This window comes from Nostoc sp. 'Lobaria pulmonaria (5183) cyanobiont' (genome assembly GCF_002949795.1).
Lineage (GTDB): Bacteria > Cyanobacteriota > Cyanobacteriia > Cyanobacteriales > Nostocaceae > Nostoc.
Genome location: NZ_CP026692.1, coordinates 3,588,348 through 3,610,357, shown reverse-complemented (window position 1 = coordinate 3,610,357; position 22,010 = coordinate 3,588,348). Strand labels below are relative to the sequence as shown.

Sequence of the window (22,010 nt, the reverse complement as noted above, 5' to 3'; positions counted from 1 at the left end):
AACGATTCCATTTTTGATATTAGAGTTTGGATTTTGGATGTTATGACTTATATTTTTCTCGTAGTGTTTCTATTGATGCAACAGTCATAGCTAGAATTTCGTTAGCTTCTTGCATTAGGCTTTTTAGTTTTTCTGCTGTCATTAATCCAGATTCAATAACAAGCTCTAACCAGTAAAGCGTTTCATCAGCTTCTTCTTCCACGATACTGAGTTTGGCAATTAAATCAGCTTTTGATTTAGCTCTACAGGCTGCTCGATAATTAGCACCAACTGAAGTTGCGGAACGTAATAACTGTTTGCTGATGACATCAGAAATTCTAGTTTGTGGCAGTTGCTCAACTAGACGAATGACTCGTAATGCCAGCTGCTTTGTTCTAGCCTTAAACTCCTGCTCATTCACAATCCAAAATCCAAAATCTAAAATCTAAAATTATTATCGTCCACCGACGGTAATAGAATCAACCTTGATATGAGGTTGTCCGACTGTGGTGTAAATACTGCCACTGACTGAGCCACAAAAACCTGGTGCAATCTCCAAATCTTGAGAACACATGGAAATTTTATTCATAATTTCCTTGGCTTCACCGATGAGAATTGCTCCCTTTAGCGGTTTGGTGATTTTGCCATTTTCAATCAAATAGGCTTCATCAACACTAAAGTTAAATTGACCTGTAGCACCAACGCTACCACCACCCATCTTTTTACAGTAAATACCTTTATCAACAGAGGCAAATAATTCATCATTGCTATATTCGCCAGAATCAATATAAGTATTACGCATCCGGCTAGCAGCGGCATAGGTATAATTTTGGCGGCGTCCACTTCCAGTTCTGGGGTGTCCGGTGCGTGCAGAACCTGTTCTATCTGCTAAGAAGTTTTTCAAAACGCCTTTTTCAATTAAGAGGGTTCTTTGAGCAGGCATACCTTCGTCATCCATGTCAATTGTTCCGAAGGCATTTTCAGAACGCCCTTCATCCCAGGCCGTCAAACTTTCGTGGGCAATTTTTTCGCCTTTTTTGTCAGCAAAGGGAGTGGTATTGCGTTCTATTTGAGTGGTTTCTAGCAGGTGTCCGCAGGCTTCGTGGAAGATTACGCCGCCAAAGTGATTGGCCATAATGATGGGATAAGTACCTGATTCCACGTAATCTGCGTAGAGCATTTTTCCAGCCGATTCTGCTATTTTCTCGGCGGCTTGTTGAGAATCCCAAGTTCTCAAGAAGTTGGCATCGCTAGTATTACCCGCGCGATCGCCAATTGAGGTACGATTAGCACCATCAGCACACAACAGGTTAAATCCTACTGATTGCGTGAGGCGAATATCACGGGCAAAAGTCCCGTCACTGGCGGCGATTAAAACTTCTTGCCAATCCCGGAAATAGGTAGCACGGCGCGATTGGACGTGGCTAGCTTTTTGCTTCAGGTGGGCTGTACCATCTAGGAGGATTTCTCCCATTTCTCGGATGGAGCTACACACAGGTAGCCATGCATCTTTACCTCTTTTGGTGGCGTAATCCCTGAGTAATTCTAGGTTGATTTCTGGGATGAAAGCCTTAGCAGTGGGTAGTTGTAATCCCAAGATAGAAAGACCTTTTTCTAAGGCTGCTTTCAAACCGGAAAACGAAAGGTCATTGGTGCTAACGTAGCAGTCAGCTTTACCGCGAAATACCCTGACTCCCGCGCCTGTAGACAGACTGGGTGAAATACTCGTGATAGCGTCATCTTCTGCAAGAGAACTAATATAGTTGCGACGCTCTAAAAATAATTCGATGAAGTCAGCACCAGCGGCGCGTCCTAGTCCAAGAAGGGTAGCCAGGGGGGCTTCCCAGGTTTCATCGAAACGCTCTGGTGTGGAGGAATATTGGAGAGTGGGAAGTTGATTCGAGAGAAGTAGCGTACTTGTAAGCATGGGTAGCCTCGTCTGCTGGCGTAGTTCAGAGATTTGACTGAAAAATCCTGGTGTGTTCAGTCTAACAAATGAGTGAAAGCCACAGTTGGCAGTTATGCAGTAGGGGTTTCCTCACTGCACTTGGACTTTAGCTTCTACGCCTAGATAAAAGTCAGGAGAAGAAGAAATATCTTATAAGTAATGCACTTGAGGGAGCGATCGCTATGATGCAGGAGTCAAAATAAAATACAGTTTAGTAAACTGTATTTTGCGACAATAGGGGGTAAGAGTTTCATAGCATTGCCAATACACGCAGGGACTGTTTTACCTCAACAAGGAATATAAAAAATGAGTTCGTATGCTTTTTGGAACAACAAAGGCGGCGTGGGAAAGAGCTTTCTTTGCTTTGTGGCTGCTGCTGAATATGCTCACCGTCACCCCGATACAGATGTTTATGTAATTGACCTGTGTCCCCAAGCTAATGTCTCAGAAACCATACTAGGGGGATATCTCAATAGTCCTAAGGCACTACATTCTTTGAGCAGTAAAACACCGCGTGCCACGGTAGCTGGTTATTTAGAAGCACGTCTTAACTCCCCCTTCCGAATGATTACTGATGTATCTCCTTATGTGTGTGAGCCAAGAGAATTTAACCCACAAATACCAGAAAATCTGAGGCTAATATGTGGGGATAATCTTCTCGAAATAATTTCTGAAGCAATTAGGCAAACTTCTCAACTGTCCATACCAATTGATGCTTGGAAACAGGTGCTTAGTTGGGTGCGAGATTTAACATTTGCTTTACGTACATATAGTGGTGAGCGAGATACTTTATTCTTAATTGATTGTAACCCTAGTTTTGCTGTATACACACAGCTTGGTCTAGTTGCAGCAGAGGGCGTAGTTGTCCCATTTACTGCGGACGATAGTTCGCGTCGTGCAATTGAGAATGTGGTTGCACTTCTATATGGTATTAGCGATCCCAATACTGCATCATATGCACGAATTAGCTTTGCTAAACGTGCAAAAGAAGAAGGCGTATCCGTGCCAAAATTACATACGTTTGTGAGTAATCGAGTCACAATGTATGAAGGTAAAGCCGCTTCTGCATTTATAGCTGTCAACAAAATCATTAAGAAAACTATGGATGATATACATCAGAAGAATCGTCATATTTTTGCTAGTCCTAAAGACTTACCAAGTAACAGTTTCATTGAAATTCCCGATTATCATAGTGCTTGTGTAGTTGCGGCAACAACTGGCACCCCTTTACATAAGCTCAAACCAGGCCCCAAAAAAATTGGCGAGGAGCGAGTGCAATTAAATCCAGAGCCATTACAGAGGTATCGAGATGCACTTGAAGAGTTTGTGAATTGTCTCTAAGAGCATCGCCGTGCCATCACCAGCAGCATTAAGGTACGATAAAGCGGCTCACAAGGCTCGTGTCCTACGTGATACAGCGACAGATCCTCGCTTGCGCCCAATATTAAATAGCCAAACTCAAGTCTATTACCACTCTGCTTTAGCAACGTTTGTTGCTGGATGGGAAGCTTATATTGAGGAACTAGTTCGCAACTTTTTTGATGTAACTGCAAATCCTTTAGATCCTCAGTTTCATGCTGTCCATTCTATTGCTAAAAATGCAGCAGAGCGATCGCTTAAACAATTTAATACACCAAATGCAGATAATTCGCGTAACCTTTTATTTCAATATACTGGCTATGACCCTATCAATGATTGGGTTTGGTCAAAAAGAAGCATGAATGCACTCGCCACTCGACAGATGCTAAACGATATTCTGCAAGTCAGACACAGTTTTGCTCATGGTTTTCCAATTCCCGCATTTTCTTGGACACAAACACCAACTGGAAAAGTTCGGCTTACCGCTAAAGCTATTAAGGATGTTGATGCCTTGTTACAATATCTTGTCGCTGTTACTGACCTTGGTATGAAGCAAAATATTCAAATTATCTATGGCATCGTTACACCCTGGTAATCAATGAAGAGAATGCTTAGAGAATCAGTTGCAATACTGGATGTAATATTTTCATACATAATTATAAGACAGTCTAAGACTGTCTTATAATTTCTGAAACTCTAGAAAGGAAGATCCACCCAGATATATTAGTAAAAGCAACAATTTCATTAAACAAACTTATTTTTGATTTCTGCCTTGCTCATCCCTATAATCCCACCGTTGATAAATTAATATTTTCCCATCCAGTTAATTATTAGTGAAAACCTATTTATTATCAGGTTTATTTACGATTTGCCATTTTTAGTGGAATTCTTGCTGTTTCTTGCTCATTTAAAATCCGATCTAAATTGGAAGTTGGCTCTGTTGATGCTAGATTCTTAAACAAGAGCTTCAGTGTTCGAGTAATAGTTTTAAGAATTTTCATTTTGCTAGCAGTCGGCTTTTGATCGTATCTCAAAACCATTGGAATTTCTACAATTTTTGGTTTGAGTACTTTGGCTTTCAACAATAAATCTATCATGCAAGCAAATCCACTTTCAGTGAATAAACTGTCACCATAATACATATCCAGTTTACTGACGAAAGTACGGTTATATAGCCTGTAGCCACAAGTATAGTCTTTTACGCCTGGTACACGGGCGGCTATTCTGAAAAGCCAGCTGGCTCCGTAACTCAGCAGCTCTCTAAATTTTGATAAGCCTATGACTTTAGAACCTTTTCGATATCTAGATGCGATCGCAATATCATAGCTACCAGCTATCATAGTGTCATACATTTTTATTAACAGTTCTGGTGGTTGAGTATTGTCGCAATCCATCGCAGCTAAAAAATCACCTTCTTTAGAAATTTCTAAGAAAGTCGTAAAACCTGTTTTAATTGCCTGACCTAAACCAGCATTTTTGGGATGTTGGACTAATTTCAGTAATATACCTAGTGATTGAGATTCTTCTAAAGCAGTCTGAGCAGTTTTATCGCTACTGCCATCATCGACAAGAATCAGTTCTATCTCTATATTAAAGATTTGTTGCAATCTTTGAAACTTTTTGAACAAGGGTGGAATTGATTCTTGCTCGTTATATGCGGGTAATAGAACAAAAAGACTCATAAAGACCTCGTGTGATTTTTAAAATAAAATGTGATTACTCAGATTTCAAGAATTCAGTAATGCTGATTTTTTGAGAAATTCATCGACTTGTCGAACTACTGCGTTGTTGTTCACGCTATCATTGACCAACTGTGAGGTATTGACGACGAAAAAATCATCGTTTTCAGTACTCACTTTTGGAACAAGGCTTGAATAATTTAAAACTTGTAGTGGCTGTACTTTAATCGCTCGATTAATATGTGCTGCCACAATGTCATCTGCTTTGAGTTCAGGAAACATTAAACGTATACCTTGAAAAAATATTGGGCGTAATTCGTCATCTGGTTGTTTTAACAACGGGTCAGTGGAAAGTATATATTTTGGTAGGAATGTAATGTGATACCCTGCTGTCTCTTGTAAAGAAACTAAGTTACTCATACCGATAACTCCGGTAAAAGGAATATTTTTATCGGCAATATTTACTACGTAATAAGGAACTAGAGGTTTACGAGTAATCAGTACCATGCAGATTACACCCAGGTATTCTACTGTTTCACCAGTGCCTGAAACTTTCACTAGTCCCTTGGCTGCAACCTGTTGCAAGATATTAACTGGGCCAGTAAAGATAACTTTATCAAAATGCTCTTTTTTACCCTGATATTCTACCCACATTCCACCCCCTGGATGAGGTGCGATATATTCAACTGCAACACCTTTATGGATATGACCTCCAGCCGCGTAAATTAATTTTTCTATATGGTCAAAAACAGTTTTATAACCACCAGAGACATAACCAAGTTGTTCTTTATTTAATGAAGAATCGCGCGCTGAAAATAGTCGTTTGATATAAGCCCAGATAAAAACTGCTGATATTCGCTTATAGTTTTCTCCTAATTTAGATAAAAGCAAAGGTTTCCAGAGCTTTTCGTATGTGTTTTTCCCACCGAGTTTCAATAGCCAATCTTCAACTAAAATCTTCTCTAAGCGCCGCCAGTTATTAAGGCGTGAACCATATAAGAGAGTAAAAGCTAATCTGATTTTACCGATAAGTCCAAATAAAGGAAAACGCAGGAATTCTATAGTGTTACTAATAGAATAAAACTTTTTATTGTCATAAAAGCCTGTTAAACTTCGATGCCAACGCAGTTTATCTCCAAGACCAATATCTCTGATAAAATTTATTAAGTGAGTATCAGAAGGTAAAATAACGTGATAAAAGCGATCCCAGGTAAATAATCCGTAATCATGATAGGTAGTAAGCCCACCAAGCTGCTTATTACTATCAAAAACAGTGACTTTATGTCCTTGATGTGAAAGACGTTGAGCTAATACTAGCCCAGTTATCCCTGCGCCAACGATACCTATATTCATAAATTAAATTTAGATTTTGTGAAAATGTTTTAGAAGATGATGTTCAGAAGCTATTAATAATAAACAATCTGATTATTTGCCTATTAAGCTATTAATGTACAACCAGAATTACGCCAGTTATAATAACAGAAATTCCTAACCACTGGCTAAAGATAACTTCTTCTTTTAAAAGATAGTGAGATGCAATTGGTACAAATGCATACATTAATCCTAAAACTGGAAAGGCTTGACTTAAAGGAATTGTCCGCAATACATAAAGCCACAATATAGTCATAAATGTATAGCAGATAAACCAAATCAAAAAATAACGAGATAATAAGAGATTTTTGAGAGATCCGCTTTCTCCTTTATTAGAGTTAGAAATGTAAAGTCCATACTTGAGTGAAAGTTGAGCTGTTGTTCCAAACAAAACGACAAGCATTAAATTTAGCCAAGTAAAAATACTCATTTTAAATTTTTCAAGTAATTAATTATCTAAATTTTAACTTTTTTATAGGATTAACTACTAAAAGAACACCCAAAAAGATAGTGATTACTCCTACTATTCGAGTTAATGTAATCACCTCATTAAAAAAGTAGTATGAACCGAAAAGTATCCCGACATAATTTAAACTAGTCAGTGGATAAGCAATACTCAACTTTACAGATCGCAGAGCCAAGATCCAATTTACTATTCCTAAACAATAAACAGTAATAGCTAATGATAGTTTTTGAAAGAACTCCCAATTCAATACTTCCTCATTTGTATGATTCATGGCATTTTTCATCAGCAATTGTCCACAAATACTAAACAAAATACTTACAAATAAAATAATATAAGGAATTATTTTAAAGTTTGGACTTTGCGACATAGATTTCATCGTACTTTGCCTTAATCAAGATAGTAGGTATGAACCGGATAGTAAAAAGCCAGTTGTTTTGAACGTTTCATATCTCGGCAACACCTTCTTTACAATTCGACTTCCACTTCAGTAAATAGACAACAAAATTAGGAAGACTATGTTGAAGTGACTGATATAAAAACGATCATTGAAGCTCATGCCCTAGAGTTAAAAACTAAATACTATGTCATATTCCAGGATGATTGCTTTATCATGTAAGCGTTCGATATGATTCGGAGTAAAGCACGCTTAATTGTTTGACTGGATTATACTCCCAACCAAACCAGTTTATTGCTTGGCAATTGGCACAATCAATTTATAGTTTGCCCAACTATGAATTACAGATATTTTCTGTGCTACCCAGGTTTGCTCCAAGACTATTTTGAGCGCGATCGCGATAATCTAGTAGTAGATGCAGACATAGGAAGGTTGAGAACTTTGTCACAAATTCTCTCACATACATAAAATTTGCAGTGTGCGTAGATGTAGCCCGTCGTAAACATCGCTAATGCTAAACTCTGATTACACCCACATATTCAACAGATGCACCTAAATCAAAATGGATTGCTAGAATTTTTGATTAACCCATTCATTAACTTTCATGAGTTGTATCCTGTTGTAGAAATCTTTTGAAGATACTAGTGATCTTCTCAAACTATATAAACCTAGCTGGATTGATAAATATTCTCTATTTGCTCCAGGAAAGTTGATTAATGTATTGACATATCATCAAATTTCTCCCGGCTCACAGACATATCTGTAATCTCATCTGGAAATTAAGCCGATTTATAAAAGTAATGGTTTTTACTCAAATTGAGTATGTATGCGTGCTCTTTTTGGGCATGGCAACACAATAAGTAATACAAGTCTGACTGGCTGCGTAAATTCTAGAGAGATAAATGAATCTACAGTAATACGCTTTACAGGTTTATGGGGAATTTCACTGAATGTCCAAATAGAGCCTTTTTAACAAAACAACTAATGCAAACTAGCGTTAGCTAATCAACTTTAAGTTGAAGTTGCTTGCATTGAATTTGAGATATTTCTACACCATTTAGTATTAGGGTTGCTTGATTTATCGTTCGTAATTTTTTTAAATAGACTTTGTTCTCCAATTTTATTGTTACATGTAATTACTTACTAGAATACCACGAGAAAGGTATGTTGCAAATTTATCGCTGTACTTTATCAAAAATTTATCTACTGGCAAATACGCTTAAACAAAAACTTCATAAAACAAAAATCCTTCTTTATTAGGAATTTTTGTCTAGGAAATTTGTACATTTATGAAGTAATTTCTGGGTATTAAACTTGTATAAGTAAAGAGTTAGTATTAGACTCGATAAATACAAAGCTAAGAGTTTACCCAAGGAAAATTTAAACTTGAACAACACTACTTGTGCTGAAAATAGCACACAACGTTACACTAAATTACAGCCTGAATTTTTAGATGACAATCGAGAGTTTGAATTGTTTTTTATCTATTCCCAAAAGTCTTCATTTAAATTTACATCTCTCAGCCAGAGTTAGTAGTCCGCCAATTTTCCTTGGCTGGATAGAAGTTTTTCTATTGTTTGGACTCATTCTCCTCACAAAATTCTGTTGGTAATAATGATTCACAATCTAAACTGAATCTACCAAGGTGCTAATACTAGGCTTAAAATCAAGCTAATAGCTGCAAAGTATGCAATTTAATTAGTACTCTTTTTGAACAAGCAGACAGTAGATCAAACAGGACATAGTGGTATCAAGAAAAACGCTAAGTTCCTTTGGCTGGATAGAGGTTTCTCTAGGTTGTTTTCCTATTGTTTGGACTCATTATCTTGTAAAAGTCTGTTGGTAATGACGAAGACAATGATTAATAATCCAAACTGAATCTGCCAAGGTGCTAATACTAAACTTAAGATCAAGCTAATCGCTGCGAATACACCTGCAAGATATGCTATCTCATCAGTACTCTTTTTAAAGAAATAGCCAGTAGCTAAAGCAGTACATAGTGGTATCAAGAAAAACAAAGGCATTTAATTAACCTCTGAACTAAAGGTTGCAGTGTTTTTAAAACAAATTTTTTGGAAGTGTGGTTAATCTTACATCCAATGAGGTTTTGGCTACAACAGTCGAGGGAAATAAACATTATAAAAAATCAAGATTACGCAACGTCGTATATTATACCAATTGGAATAATTATTGCGACACATGAAGCGCCTAAAAGCTTGACAACTCTTTTTTCTGTGGTCGATGGTGTGCGCCGCAAGCTTTAAAAGTACGTATGAGGCGGTATGCGAAGTTGCGTAGTATTTAGGAACAGACAATTTCTGTGGGTGATGCTACTTTTGCTGTTCTCCCAACTCAGCCAAGGTGCTAATACTAGACAAATTCTCATTCATCTACGCAAATTGAAAGGGTTATAAAACTTGCATAGGTGCGTTTTGTCTATTTCGCCAATTTTACTATTGTGAGCAATCATCTGGTAAATTAGCTTAAAACTTTGGCCTTGCGCCAGGATAAGGATCTAGCATATTACCTTTAGAAGTAGCATTTTCATTTTAGACACCTAATGCTGAACATTCCTCAATTACTGGCAACTGAAATAAACCTCAAATCCCATCAGGTGCAAAACGCCCTGGAACTTTTGGCGGAGGGTGCAACAATTCCGTTTATTGCACGTTACCGCAAAGAGCGCACCGATGAAATGAATGAAGTGCAACTACGCGAACTGGCCGATCGATATACTTATTTAACAGAACTGGAAGAACGGAAATCGGTGATTTTAAGTGCGATCGCTCAACAAGGTAAACTTACAGATGAACTCAAAGCCAAAATCTCATCCTGCTTACAAAAAACGGAACTTGAGGATTTATACTTACCCTATCGACCAAAGCGCCGCACCCGCGCTACTATTGCCAGAGAAAAAGGACTCGAACCACTAGCGGAGTTCATCAAGTCGCTAAATGTGAAAAATGGTGCAACGGCTTCACTAGAGGAAGAAGCAGCTAAGTATATTTCGGAAACCAAGGGAGTAAAAACAGCAGAAGAAGCACTCAAAGGTGCTGCTGACATTTTAGCGGAAGAAGTGGCTGAAAAAGCTGAGTTACGCGCATATATCCGCGACTATCTTTTAGAAGAAGGAGTATTTGTCTCCCGCATTAAAGATGATTATCCTGAAGGTACAACCAAATTTGAGATGTACCGTAACTATCAAATTAGGGTAAAAAATATTGCACCACACAATATGCTGGCGTTGTGTCGGGGTGAAACTGAAAAAGTATTAAGTTTTGAAATTGCTTTTGATGAGGATACGGTACTTTACTATCTTGAGTCGAAAGAAATCAAAACCAAAGTACGGACAATTCGGGATTTTTATCAGGCGATGCTGAAAGATGCATTCAACCGTTTAATGAAAATCTCTCTAATGGGAGAGGTAATTACTGAGAAAAAAGTTTATGCAGATATAGAATCAATTAAGACATTTGAAACTAATCTGCGGGAGTTGCTACTGTCTGCACCAGCAGGGATGAAACCAACCCTGGCGATAGACCCTGGATTTAGAACTGGGTGTAAGGTTGCTGTCCTCGACCAAACTGGACAATTTTTGGAATATCAAGCGGTATTTCCCCACCAAGCGGCTGAACAGCGACTCAAAGCTGCACAAACTGTCAAAAATCTGATTGAAAAGTACAAAATTGAGTTAATTGCCATTGGTAACGGTACAGCGTCTCGCGAGACAGAGGAATTTGTCACCCAAGTATTGCAAACCATAGAACGCAAACCAGTTAAGGTGATGGTGAATGAGTCTGGCGCATCTATATATTCTGCTAGCAAAGTGGCGTTGGAAGAGTTTCCCGATTTAGATATTACTGTGCGTGGGGCCATTAGTATCGGCCGCCGTTTGCAAGACCCCTTAGCGGAACTAGTGAAAATCGATCCCAAATCGATTGGTGTGGGACAATATCAGCACGATGTCGATCAAAAGTTGTTGAAAAAGAAATTGGATGACACTGTAGAAAGCTGCGTGAATTACGTCGGCGTAGACTTGAACACCGCCTCCAAAGAACTTTTAACATCCGTCTCTGGGATTACGGCAACAGTCGCCAATAATATTGTCGCCCATCGCAACCAGCATGGAGCCTTTAAAAATCGCCGACAACTGTTGAAAGTTCCGAAGTTGGGGCCAAAAGCTTTTGAACAAGCAGCAGGTTTTCTGCGGATTCGCGGCAGTGATAACCCATTAGATAATACAGCAGTGCATCCAGAGAGTTATTCTGTAGTAGAAGCGATCGCATCCGATCTAAATGTGCCATTAAATCAGGTGACACAAATTGCCGAAAAACTCAAAAAAACCAACCTGAAGAAATACGTTACCGATAGCATCGGCGAACCCACACTGCGCGACATCCTCAGCGAACTCGAAAAACCAGGTAGAGATCCTCGTGCTGAGTTTAAGTATGCCACCTTCAGAGAAGGAATTAAGGAAATCAGGGACTTAAATGTGGGAATGGAACTAGAGGGAATTGTGACGAACGTCGCCAACTTTGGAGCCTTTGTCGATATTGGCGTACATCAAGATGGCTTAGTGCATATATCCCAACTTGCTGATAGATTTATAGACGATCCCAACAAAGTGGTCAAAGTTGGACAAGTAGTCAAAGTGCAGGTGTTAGAAATCAACGAGAAACTCAAACGGATTAGTTTGTCGATGAAAGTAGTTAAACAATAATTAGAAACAGCAGATGGCAGTTTATCAAGTTCGATTTATCAATCCTACACTTGGATTAGATCGCACCATTCCAGTCCCAGACGATCAATATATTTTAGATATGGCGGAAGAAGCTGGTATCCGCCTACCATCTGGGTGTAAACAAGGCGAATGTTCTGCGTGTATTGCGAAACTTATTAGTGGTGAAGTCGAGCAAAGCGAGCAAAAATTTCTGCGTCCAAATGAAATACAAGCTGGTTATGTTGTTACTTGTGTAACTTACCCTTTGTCTGATTGCACTTTAGAAACCCATCAAGAACAAGTCTTATATAAATCAGCCCTTTATTATAAGCCTGAGTCGGGAAAATCTGAGTGATTTTTGCCTTGTGACATTAAATTAATCTTAAATTTCTAGGGTGCGTTAAGTTTGTATAACGCACCCTACAAAACATTGTAATGCGTTAGACATCTTCAGAAATTAATATACCTTATCCACAACCCTTGTAGAAACGTAGCACTGCTACGTCTCTACTCCTATGTCTAATGTATAGGCATATAGTTGTGCGCCCATAAAATGTATTTAAAACCGCTATATTTTTATCAATGATAGACCTAATGGTAGAAAGAAATTCTATCTTGCAAGGGAGGTGAAACCTTAGCAGATAGTCAAAGATGATATAAGAAGTCCTAAAAAAATCTCTAGTTATTAGGTAAAAACAATGTTGACTCCATTTTTAACCGCGCTAGCTACAGCTTTGAGCCTGTTGATTGTTGATATCGTTGTTCCAGGCGTTAATATTGCTAATTTCCCCGCAGCTTTGATTGCTGCTTTAGTAATTGGTCTAGTTAACGGTTCAGTTAAACCAGTTTTGTCTGCTCTTTCCCTACCACTTAACTTTCTCTCATTTGGAGCATTTTCGCTCGTTGTCAACGGTTTGTGTTTTTGGTTAGCAGCAGTACTAGTTCCTGGGTTCGCAGTTCATGGAATTATTGGTTTCCTGCTTGGGCCAGTAATTTTAACTTTCGCTAACACTTTTATTAACAACTACTTTGTTGAAAGAAACCTTTTAACTAGCAGTGGTGATGTAAAGAATCAAACTGAATTACCTTCTTCTAGATAAGTTAGAACCAGTAGAAACGCAAGTTAAATCAAGTTTCTCATCTACATAAAATCTCCGAATGTGGATTATTCTAATTCGGGATCTCAAATGTAATTAAACAAAATCACCAAGTTGTAACATCATGAAATTAGTTCGTTTTATTTTAGGTTTGTTAGTTCCTCCTTTAGGCGTTTTCTTGACAGTTGGAGTTGGCCCGACTCTGATTATTAACATTGTGCTTACAGTTTTAGGTTGGCTTCCCGGTAGTATTCATGCAATTTGGGTTATAGCCAAGCATGACGAACAAGTTAATGGAGAAGGACGTATTTACTAATACGCAATAAGAGTTTTATAAATGGGTAATTGTCGCACGACGATTACCCATTTACTATTTTTATATAATCCAGTGCAATGTAAAGCCCTCATCCCCCAACCCCTTCTCCCATTTTGGGTAGAAGGGGAGCTAACTTCAAAGTTTTCAAAGTCCCTCTCCCCATCTGGGGAGAGGGATTTAGGGTGAGGGCTTTTTATCCATACAAAAAATCTAATGAAAACTACTGTTTCAACAAAAGTAGGGTGAGAATTTCCCACCCTACTTTTGTAAGTCAATTAAACGTTAAAACAGTCTATTTATGAATAGTCTCCCGCTCTTTATCAGCAGGTTGCTTATCTTTGAACAAGTCAGCCGCCGTTAAGAGTAACTGCCTCAAAGTTTGTTTGATTTGGCGCTCTTTTCTTGCTAAAGATGTACCAGCTTCACCTAATTGCTCTTCTAGTTGCGATCGCTTCTGTTCTACCTGTACAGCCATAGACTCTGCTTGGGGACGAGCTTTATCATACCAGTGTTTAGCCTCGTCTAGATAATCTTGAACTTCCATATTCCGCCCGCCATAGCGTGCAGCCATATTAGCTCGAACAATGGCTAGCTGTGCTTGCAGTTGCGCGTAACGTTTCTTTAACAATCCGACTTCTTCACTATCTTTAATAGCATTGACAGCAGAATCAATAGCAGTTTTAGTACTAGCTGGTTTTTCCTTACCCGTCTCTTCAATTTCTGCCAAAATTACATCAACCTCTTGTTGGAGTTGTTCTTCTTCACCATCAAGTTGAGCTTGTAGCCTTTTTATATCTGTTTGAGTTTGAGCAATGCTTTCGTGTCTTTTGCTATTAATTCCTTCCAACGCTCCTTCAATGGAAGCTGTCACTTCATCTTTGAGTTCGCCACCTTTTTCTTGGAAGTTTTCAACTACAGCAGAAACCGCATCTTTCACAATGCTACGAACTTCACTAGAACCTTGTTTAAACTCAGAAGCTACTTGAGAAACTGCGGATTTTACTATTTCTCGAATCCGCTCCGTTCTTAATTGTCCAGTTTCTTTCGCTTGTTGCAAGTCGGCTTGAATTTGTTGCTTGATATTGTTAGGCATTTTCAACTCTTGGGATTTAACTAATTTGGATAAAATTTTCTAGAGATGTTCTTACATCAACATTATGGCGTAGCCTGATTAAGCTAGGCACTTCCTTTAGATAGAAAATTCTAGCCCCAAAGAGGTGATGTGTAAGATGTTGCCCATTTATGAGATGATGAATATTTAGTGGTAGTAATTGGGAGTGAAATATGTGGCGAGTAAATATTACTTGTTCGGGTGATGCCTGGAAACTCTATGGTGTTGATTTTAAAGCGATACCAGAGAAATATCAAGGTGAATTGATTGGTTCCAAAAAAATGCCAGACGGTACGCGCATCATGTCATATAAAATTGAGGATGTTAGTGATGCAGAAGCTTTTCAAGAAGATTGTGCAAATTTTTCTGGATTTACAACTGACTTTGAATCCCTCTAGTATTGGTTCTGATACTTATGCTTAAAACTAGTATGTCAAAATCTGGAGAAGTTAATTGAAGAAACTACTTACATTAGTATTAGTAACGTTTTTGTTATTAATCAGTACTTTTACTTTACCTGCTAGTGCAGCAGACACAGTTAACGGTGAACAAATATTTAGCGTTCATTGTGCTGGTTGTCATATCAACGGCAGCAATATAATTCGGCGAGGTAAAAATCTAAAAAAGCCAGCCCTGAAAAAGTATGGTATGGATTCAATAGAGGCAGTTACATCTATAGTTACCAATGGTAAAAATAATATGTCAGCTTACAAAAAGCGTCTCAGCGAACAGCAAATTCAAGACGTTACTGCTTACGTTCTCGAACAAGCTGAAAAAGGCTGGCGTTAAAAAGTTAGGAGTTAGGAGTTAGAAGTTAGGAATTAGGAATTATCAGTTATGATTTATCTATTAGTAATTCTTAAGTCTTCCCATTCCTAACTTTTCGCTCATAAATTGAAAATGAACTTACCCGCAGCTAGTCGTCTCCAATTTACTCCTGATTTGAACATCTGCCGCATATTAAATGGGATGTGGCAAGTCTCTGGCGGACATGGACAGATCAATCCCCAAGTCGCTATTGAGACTATGTTCAAATATGTAGATGCAGGCTTTACCACTTGGGATTTAGCAGATCATTATGGCCCCGCAGAAGACTTTATTGGTGAGTTTCGCTGTGAACTAATTGATACTCGTGGGAAAGATGCTTTATCTCAGGTGCAAGCCTTTACAAAATGGGTGCCTCGTCCAGGCAAAATGACGAAAAAACTGGTTGAGGAAAATATTGATATTTCCTTGAGAAGGATGAATGTGCAATCGTTAGATTTGATGCAATTCCACTGGTGGGAATATCAGGATAAAAATTACCTGGATGCCCTCAAATATATGGCAGAACTTCAGACTGAGGGTAAAATTAAGCATCTAGGTTTAACTAATTTTGACACGGAAAACTTAAAAATTATTACTGAAGCAGGTATCAAAATTGTTTCTAACCAAGTGCAATTTTCCCTTATTGACCGCCGCCCTGAAGTTAATATGGTGGAGTTTTGTCAACAGCATGACATAAAGCTTTTTACTTACGGTACACTTTGCGGTGGTTTGTTATCAGAAAACTATGTAGGTAAACCGGAACCACGAGGATTTGATCTATCTACTGCTAGTTTGAAAAAATATAAAAATATGATCGATGCTTGGGGTGGTTGGCAATTATTTCAAGAGTTGTTGGCTATCTTAAAGGAAATTGCTAATAAGCATGACGTAAGCATTTCCAACGTGGCAGTGCGTTACATTTTAGATCGGCCAACAGTGGGCGGTGTGATAGTTGGTGCCAGACTTGGTGTATCTGAACATATAGAAGATAACGCCAAAATATTTAGTTTTAGTTTAGATGAAGACGATCGCGATCGCATCAATGCAGTATCTCGCCAATCACGCGATTTGTACCAGATAATCGGCGATTGTGGCGACGAATATCGCCGATAATTTCGGGAAAAAGGTGATAATACGGTGAAGGTTACTGTGGAAACTACTGCTGTCAGCTATGCCCGTAAACTTCACCTTCATCCTTAGTCAACAGCAAACTTTTGAACTGCGCTGTAATTATGGCTCACGTCGCCTGAATAAAGCAGAGTTGGGAGCGCTGATTAATTTGTGTGAGCAAACATTAGTACGCGAAACATTGAGACAGCCTACCCTATCTCACCCAGTTGGGACGGCAATCATTATTGTTTAAATCTAGACTATTATTTTTTTGATGGCGTTGCATAATTAAAGGATAACTGTCCATATTGTGCATCTAACCTTAGCCGTAAGAACGGGCATCGTCGTAGAAAACAAAACTACATCTGTACCTCTTGCGACGTGCGTTTTGCCCTGCTCCGCTAACGCCAATTTCTAGAATCATATTCAAAACGCGGATACAACGACGAAATTAAACAACAATGTCTAACCATGTACGTGAATAGCATTGGTTTGAGCGCTACCCTAAGTCCCTCTCCCAAGCTTGGGAGAGGGACTTAGGGTGAGGACTCCCCTTCTCCCAAAATTGGGAGAAGGGGTTGGGGGATGAGGGCAAGTTTTGCATTCGTGCAAGAGGTCTATTGTAAGCGGAGCGAAGCAATCCAGTCTTCATGAGATTGCTTTCGCTCCGTCCTTCTCTACGTTCGCGGAGCATGTCGTAGACAGAGGCTGCGCCAACGGGAACACTAAGGGCGAACGCAATGATTAATCAGCACTGCATAAGTCCTGCCTACTTAAAACTAAAACAAAGCCTGCGTAGACAGGCTTTGTTTAGGTAGTCCCAGACTATAAGTCTGTGGGCGCTTTCAAATTTTTACAAGAAATTAAATGACTAATTTCAATCAACTGCCCTCTTCACTGCATTACCTGCATCGTCAGCTGTGCGCTGAACATTTTTACCAGCATCCTCAGCTCCACGCTGAACATTTTTTGTCACGTCTTCGGCTGCATTCTGGGTATTACCCTTAATATTTTCAATTCCTCGCTGAGTTCCCTTAACAACACCTTTGCGAACTTCTTCAGCTGAACTGCCGATATCTTCACCCAGGTTCTTCACTCTTTCGCCAAGTGGTGTACCTTGTTTGTAATTTTGACCATATTGCCCTGGGCTGTCAGCTCCTTTCTGCTCAATATTTTTTTGAGCATTTTTTGCTAGCGCATCAGCTCTATCATTAGCTGCCTTTTCATCTAATCTGCCTCTGGGTTCTACATCACTAAAGTTATTTATTCCACCAGCAGGAGAAGAGAGAGGATAATCTTTTGTGGGATCGTATCGTTTGGAATAAGGTGATGGAGTGTCAGGCTGTGGTGGCTGTGTTGCTACTCCTGGAGCACCACAGGCTTGTGTCAGAAATAAGAATATTCCTGCTAAAAAAACAGTCAAAACTTTCAAGGGACGAATGTTTCTCAGCCAAGTCATTGCTTTTTTCATACTTCTCACTCCTTGCATTTTTGTGACTAGTTAAACTTCAACCAAGATAGCATTTGCAATCTATTTCAAATCTCAAGTATTTCAAATCTCAAGCATTGAGACAAAATAAGGCTTCTATCTGCCTAATGCCGGATTTTTTTGTAATTCCGGTCTAGCACCCGCTTCCTCTGCGTTGCTCTTCAAAAAGCCGGAAGCTTCTTCAACAGCTTCTTTTACAGTCTCAAGACGATCTTTGACCCGATCTCCTACATTTGCTTCATTCTGAATCAAACCACCGGGTTCAGGCTGGCGGAAGTTTTTATCTGTGATGATTGGCAGTTCTGCTTCTTTCTGGACTCGACCTGCTGGTGTCTCGCCACCAGGATAAAGTATCCCAGATTCTGCATTTGTAGCAATCAACAATTGCGAACTTGGTTGCAAGTTAGCTTGGTCGCGTCCCTGATTGGCTTTTGGGTTTGTTATTTTCGGATCGGTGGACATATTGTTGTTGGTATAATTGTCTCCACCATTCTTATAAGGATTGTTTGCTCCGCCAGCTTGTACAGCAGGATTTTGTGGATTTGCACCTTGAGCATTTGCTCCAGTACAAGCAGTGCTAACTATCAACATTAGTCCAGCTAAAAAGATAGTTAATATCTGGCGCAATCTTATTTTTTTCAAGAATACTCTCACCGCGTTCACGTAGTTCTCCTTACCAAAATATTAATAAGCTAATAGTTTGCTGAATTATTAGAATTAGCCAGCAAGTTATTGTGCTTGTGTTGGTTCCCTGACTTTTGATAACCTCTATTAAGGATATGAATAATAAAATTAACTTTACCTCTAGCGCAGGCCACATTTTTATTATTAATAATAGAATACTTTTATCTAACTGTAGAGAGATATAAAATAAAATAATATCCTTTTCAAAAAAAAACTACATAAACCTGTTTAATACTTCAAAAGCTTTGGATAGGTAGCTGATGTACTGTAATAGTTGAGGCATTCAGCCCTTGTTGCTCTAACCGTTAAATTACTAAATTAATGAAGCAATTTTTACGCTGGATAATTTTGGGGGGAACGCTGTTTTTTTTAGGGAAAGCTCTGAAGGATAATTGGATTGAGGTGACAGCTATCCGCATTGATGATGTAGGATGGGCAATTATGGCGATCGCTACAGGGGTAACTTTACTAGCACATACTTGGGCAGGCTGGATCTGGACTTGGATTCTTCAAGAGTTAAATCAACCTGTATCATCTCCCCAATTCATTCAAGTTTACCTAAAAACGAACATCGCGAAGTATTTACCAGGTAATATCTGGCATCACTACGGACGAATTGTCGCCGCCAAAAATGCCAATATTCCTACTGGTGCAGCCACCTTAAGCGTTTTGCTGGAACCGTTACTCATGCTAGCGGCTGCTTTAATCATCATTGTCCTATGCAGTAGCCAATTTGCAGCAGCGAATACTACCCTTGTTCTACAAATACTACAATTTTTGAGTTTAGCTGTAGTCCTTGGTGCGATTCATCCGTGGTTTTTGAACCCCGTTATCCGTTTTTTGTACAAATTAAAAGCAAAAAAGTCTGCTGCTACCACTCAACCAACTATTCCCTTCAGTCTTAAAAGCTACCCTCTACGACCTTTGTTAGGAGAAGTAGGCTTTATGGGACTACGCGCCACTGGGTTTATACTAACTATGTTCGCTCTGAGTTCGTTGAATGCGAATCAAATTCCTTTGTTATTCGGGGCTTTTAGTTGCGCTTGGTTGTTGGGGTTTGTTATACCGGGTGCGCCTGGTGGGTTAGGTGTGTTTGAAGCGACTGCGTATGAACTTTTACGACACCACTTTCCAGCTGCCTTAGTATTTAGTGCGATCGCTCTATATCGCCTCATTAGTATTCTAGCTGAAACTGCGGGTGCTGCCCTAGCTTGGTTAGACGAACGCGTTGCTAAATCATAAATCAGGCAAAACTTATTTTTGTCTATCTACCTTCATCTGTGAAAACACCCGATAACTATCCAGATTTAATTGCTGATTACTGCTTTGTTTTTCTTCTTTTATCTTAATCAAGTTATATTCTACATTTTCTGCATAAATGGCGAATGTGATATTAAAAATCTCGATAAAATTTATGACTCCTTTGCATTCCTCTTCCGAATATTTTTCGTAAAAACGAATCAAATGAGCAATCCGAGTTTCTAAATGTCTCCGGGAATTTCTACAAATCAAAATAACCTTTAATAATATAATTACCAGGGTTAGAGCATGACCTCGCTCAATTAATAAGATAAATAATCGTGAAGGCTCTTTAGCATTTTCTGTTGTAAAGTAATCAATTACTCGATTACAGGTTCTCAAGAAAAATTCTTTAGTAATAATTTCTTGATTATAATCTATCTTCCATAAGGATAAACTATGTGCAAAATGCTGCCGCCAATTCTCGACTGATTCTTGATTTTCTACAGAAAAAAATAGATATTTTTCTAGGTTGATTTTAAATTCTTTCAGAGTTTGATTTTCAGTTTGCTTGAGAAATATATGGGCAATATTATCATGACTAAATACGCCTCTTTTCAAGACAATTGTTTTTATTAAGCGCAGAGCTTGGTCTCCCAAAATACTGGGATTTTTATAGCGTGTTGTGCTTGAAACGCCAGATTGAGAACGAGCAATATACATTGCTAGCTCAAACTTAAATTTGTCTTTTATCTGTTTGGAAAGCCTTCTTGCAGCCTCCTGTTGCTCTTTAGGGTTTTTATTATTAACAGATTGATCGATCAATAAATAGGAAGTGTAGCGATTAGCCCAATGTCCTTTAGATGAATCTTCATATTTAGTAGCAAATAATTTCAGATCCTTGTAATCTTTGCTATTGGCAAAATTCTCTAACCAGATTTTACAAGTTTTTACTACCGAAGGATTATTGTCCTTAATTTTCAGATTTTCATCAACAAATAAATTAACTAAGTCTTGGATATATTTGTCTTTTCGCTTGGTTTTCCAATTATTAACAATGATGTAACAGCACCGCTTAAGTGTATTATATAATTCCTGTTCATTATCATCTAGAAAAATATTATATATTCCAGGTATATAATCGGAATATTCGGAATCAAGACCGTCTATAAATAAACTTTTAAATTCACGTAAAACATCCTCTGGGGTCAATTTATTGACAATTTCCACAAAGAAACTATAAACCTCCTCTTGGGCAGTTTGCACATCTAATTGTTTAGAGTTAGACGTAACACAATGCGGATTTTCCTGACTAATTGATAAACGATTAGTGGTCATTTCAGTTATCAGGACAAAAAGGCTTCCTGTTCATATTATTACCAGCTTAACCTTGGCGAACAGGAGGAGCAATCTATTCTTCAGAAATTCAGTCATCTTTTTACATAAATTTGATTAAATAGAACTATAAATAAAGTATTAAAGACAACTTGTTTAAAACTTCATCAAATAGTTCAGTGAAATTACTTATTTATCACCAGAAAAGACTATACATACATAAATATATGGATATGGGCGAGTTTATCTATAGATTTAGATACAACCCGCCCATACCTTCTATCGAAGCCTTTCGGTATTTTAAATTTTTAGTGGGGGTGGAGGGACTTGAACCCACACGACCTTTTACGGTCAACGGATTTTCATTCTCCCGCAGTTTTCACTGCTACCTGATGACAATAGCCAACTCAGATTTTGAGAATTGGACTCTCCCTTTACCCTCGACTTAACGTTAGGGTAGCTCCCGTCGGGTCTCTGCACCTTCCGAACAGTTAGTGAGTTAGGAGTTATGAGTTAGGAGTTTTAAATTTACTCAGCACTCAACACTCATGACTCAGGACTTTTTTCGGCTTGGCTCAGGATTGCCATGTCTGTTAACAGATTTAGGTTTCCCTGAGTTTGAGAGCTTCCACTTGAGGGATTTCTCCTTCAAGGCTCAATTATTTAAGTCCGTAGCGTCTACCATTCCGCCACACCCCCAAAGGTGTTTGGCAACTAGTGTAACTAGTTATTTTTTAGAGGTAGCAAATACCTCCTTATATATTCCACCATCAATTGTGTCTTTTGTCCAACTAGATTGAAAATATTTTTTCCAGATTGTGCGATCGCTTCAGAGATTTAGAAGTCTTCTTGCTTTTCTCGTAATCAATCTGGATGAGTTTTCGATCTTGTTTGACTAGAACATTT

General features: G+C 38.6%; 21 protein-coding genes and 1 pseudogene. 12 read left to right on the top strand and 10 right to left on the bottom strand.

The window, feature by feature from the left end:
• Positions 1-40 precede the first annotated feature (40 nt).
• Together NLP_RS15890 and NLP_RS15885 are read right to left on the bottom strand one after the other, a co-directional pair.
• On the bottom strand, positions 41-400 hold the full coding sequence (locus NLP_RS15890; protein ID WP_104907235.1) for a four helix bundle protein: 360 nt from the start codon (positions 398-400) through the stop codon (positions 41-43).
• A gap of 33 nt (positions 401-433) precedes the next feature.
• On the bottom strand, positions 434-1,906 hold the full coding sequence (locus NLP_RS15885; protein ID WP_104907234.1) for a TldD/PmbA family protein: 1,473 nt from the start codon (positions 1,904-1,906) through the stop codon (positions 434-436).
• A gap of 327 nt (positions 1,907-2,233) precedes the next feature.
• Here NLP_RS15885 and NLP_RS15880 point away from each other — a divergent pair, with 327 nt between their 5' ends.
• Together NLP_RS15880 and NLP_RS15875 are read left to right on the top strand one after the other, a co-directional pair.
• Positions 2,234-3,268, top strand: a complete 1,035-nt coding sequence (locus tag NLP_RS15880; RefSeq protein WP_104907233.1) for a ParA family protein — start codon at positions 2,234-2,236, stop codon at positions 3,266-3,268.
• Positions 3,269-3,278: 10 nt separating this feature from the next.
• Entirely contained in the window at positions 3,279-3,881 is a 603-nt protein-coding gene (locus NLP_RS15875; RefSeq protein WP_104907232.1) for a HEPN domain-containing protein, read from the top strand.
• 262 nt (positions 3,882-4,143) lie between these two features.
• Here NLP_RS15875 and NLP_RS15870 read toward each other — a convergent pair whose 3' ends face one another.
• The 4 genes from NLP_RS15870 to NLP_RS15855 all read right to left on the bottom strand — a co-directional run bounded on the left by NLP_RS15870 (position 4,144) and on the right by NLP_RS15855 (position 7,169).
• Complete coding sequence (locus NLP_RS15870; RefSeq protein WP_104907231.1) at positions 4,144-4,968, bottom strand: glycosyltransferase family 2 protein; 825 nt, start codon at positions 4,966-4,968, stop codon at positions 4,144-4,146.
• A 45-nt stretch (positions 4,969-5,013) separates the two neighbouring features.
• Entirely contained in the window at positions 5,014-6,318 is a 1,305-nt protein-coding gene (locus NLP_RS15865) for an NAD(P)/FAD-dependent oxidoreductase (RefSeq protein WP_104907230.1), read from the bottom strand.
• Positions 6,319-6,409: 91 nt separating this feature from the next.
• On the bottom strand, positions 6,410-6,766 hold the full coding sequence (locus NLP_RS15860; protein ID WP_104907229.1) for an EamA family transporter: 357 nt from the start codon (positions 6,764-6,766) through the stop codon (positions 6,410-6,412).
• Positions 6,767-6,788: 22 nt separating this feature from the next.
• Positions 6,789-7,169, bottom strand: coding sequence for an EamA family transporter (locus NLP_RS15855; protein WP_234017364.1), 381 nt, complete (start codon positions 7,167-7,169; stop codon positions 6,789-6,791).
• 2,587 nt (positions 7,170-9,756) lie between these two features.
• Here NLP_RS15855 and NLP_RS15845 point away from each other — a divergent pair.
• The 4 genes from NLP_RS15845 to NLP_RS15830 all read left to right on the top strand — a co-directional run bounded on the left by NLP_RS15845 (position 9,757) and on the right by NLP_RS15830 (position 13,329).
• Complete coding sequence (locus NLP_RS15845) at positions 9,757-11,916, top strand: Tex family protein (RefSeq protein WP_104907226.1); 2,160 nt, start codon at positions 9,757-9,759, stop codon at positions 11,914-11,916.
• Between the two features lie 13 nt (positions 11,917-11,929).
• Positions 11,930-12,271 (top strand): 2Fe-2S iron-sulfur cluster-binding protein, encoded by a 342-nt coding sequence (locus NLP_RS15840; RefSeq protein ID WP_104907225.1) that lies wholly within the window; start codon positions 11,930-11,932, stop codon positions 12,269-12,271.
• A 343-nt stretch (positions 12,272-12,614) separates the two neighbouring features.
• Positions 12,615-13,016, top strand: coding sequence for a phage holin family protein (locus NLP_RS15835; RefSeq protein WP_104907224.1), 402 nt, complete (start codon positions 12,615-12,617; stop codon positions 13,014-13,016).
• A 121-nt stretch (positions 13,017-13,137) separates the two neighbouring features.
• Positions 13,138-13,329, top strand: a complete 192-nt coding sequence (locus NLP_RS15830; protein ID WP_104907223.1) for a YqaE/Pmp3 family membrane protein — start codon at positions 13,138-13,140, stop codon at positions 13,327-13,329.
• 292 nt (positions 13,330-13,621) lie between these two features.
• Here NLP_RS15830 and NLP_RS15825 read toward each other — a convergent pair whose 3' ends face one another.
• Complete coding sequence (locus NLP_RS15825) at positions 13,622-14,422, bottom strand: histidine kinase (RefSeq protein WP_104907222.1); 801 nt, start codon at positions 14,420-14,422, stop codon at positions 13,622-13,624.
• 191 nt (positions 14,423-14,613) lie between these two features.
• Between NLP_RS15825 and NLP_RS15820 the strand changes: the two genes are divergently transcribed.
• The 5 genes and pseudogenes from NLP_RS15820 to NLP_RS36120 all read left to right on the top strand — a co-directional run.
• Positions 14,614-14,838, top strand: coding sequence for a hypothetical protein (locus NLP_RS15820; RefSeq protein WP_104907221.1), 225 nt, complete (start codon positions 14,614-14,616; stop codon positions 14,836-14,838).
• A 55-nt stretch (positions 14,839-14,893) separates the two neighbouring features.
• Positions 14,894-15,229, top strand: coding sequence for a cytochrome c6 PetJ (petJ, locus tag NLP_RS15815; RefSeq protein WP_104907220.1), 336 nt, complete (start codon positions 14,894-14,896; stop codon positions 15,227-15,229).
• A 111-nt stretch (positions 15,230-15,340) separates the two neighbouring features.
• Positions 15,341-16,360, top strand: coding sequence for an aldo/keto reductase (locus NLP_RS15810; protein WP_104907219.1), 1,020 nt, complete (start codon positions 15,341-15,343; stop codon positions 16,358-16,360).
• A 58-nt stretch (positions 16,361-16,418) separates the two neighbouring features.
• Complete coding sequence (locus tag NLP_RS15805; protein ID WP_104907218.1) at positions 16,419-16,610, top strand: hypothetical protein; 192 nt, start codon at positions 16,419-16,421, stop codon at positions 16,608-16,610.
• Between the two features lie 47 nt (positions 16,611-16,657).
• A pseudogene (locus tag NLP_RS36120) lies at positions 16,658-16,852 on the top strand (IS1/IS1595 family N-terminal zinc-binding domain-containing protein); the annotation flags it as partial.
• A 382-nt stretch (positions 16,853-17,234) separates the two neighbouring features.
• Here NLP_RS36120 and NLP_RS15800 read toward each other — a convergent pair.
• Both NLP_RS15800 and NLP_RS15795 read right to left on the bottom strand, forming a co-directional pair.
• Complete coding sequence (locus NLP_RS15800; RefSeq protein WP_104907217.1) at positions 17,235-17,828, bottom strand: hypothetical protein; 594 nt, start codon at positions 17,826-17,828, stop codon at positions 17,235-17,237.
• A 114-nt stretch (positions 17,829-17,942) separates the two neighbouring features.
• On the bottom strand, positions 17,943-18,509 hold the full coding sequence (locus NLP_RS15795; RefSeq protein ID WP_104907216.1) for a DUF6658 family protein: 567 nt from the start codon (positions 18,507-18,509) through the stop codon (positions 17,943-17,945).
• 342 nt (positions 18,510-18,851) lie between these two features.
• Between NLP_RS15795 and NLP_RS15790 the strand changes: the two genes are divergently transcribed.
• Entirely contained in the window at positions 18,852-19,772 is a 921-nt protein-coding gene (locus NLP_RS15790) for a lysylphosphatidylglycerol synthase domain-containing protein (RefSeq protein ID WP_104907215.1), read from the top strand.
• Positions 19,773-19,784: 12 nt separating this feature from the next.
• Here NLP_RS15790 and NLP_RS15785 read toward each other — a convergent pair whose 3' ends face one another.
• Positions 19,785-21,107, bottom strand: a complete 1,323-nt coding sequence (locus NLP_RS15785) for a hypothetical protein (RefSeq protein ID WP_104907214.1) — start codon at positions 21,105-21,107, stop codon at positions 19,785-19,787.
• Positions 21,108-22,010 lie beyond the last annotated feature (903 nt).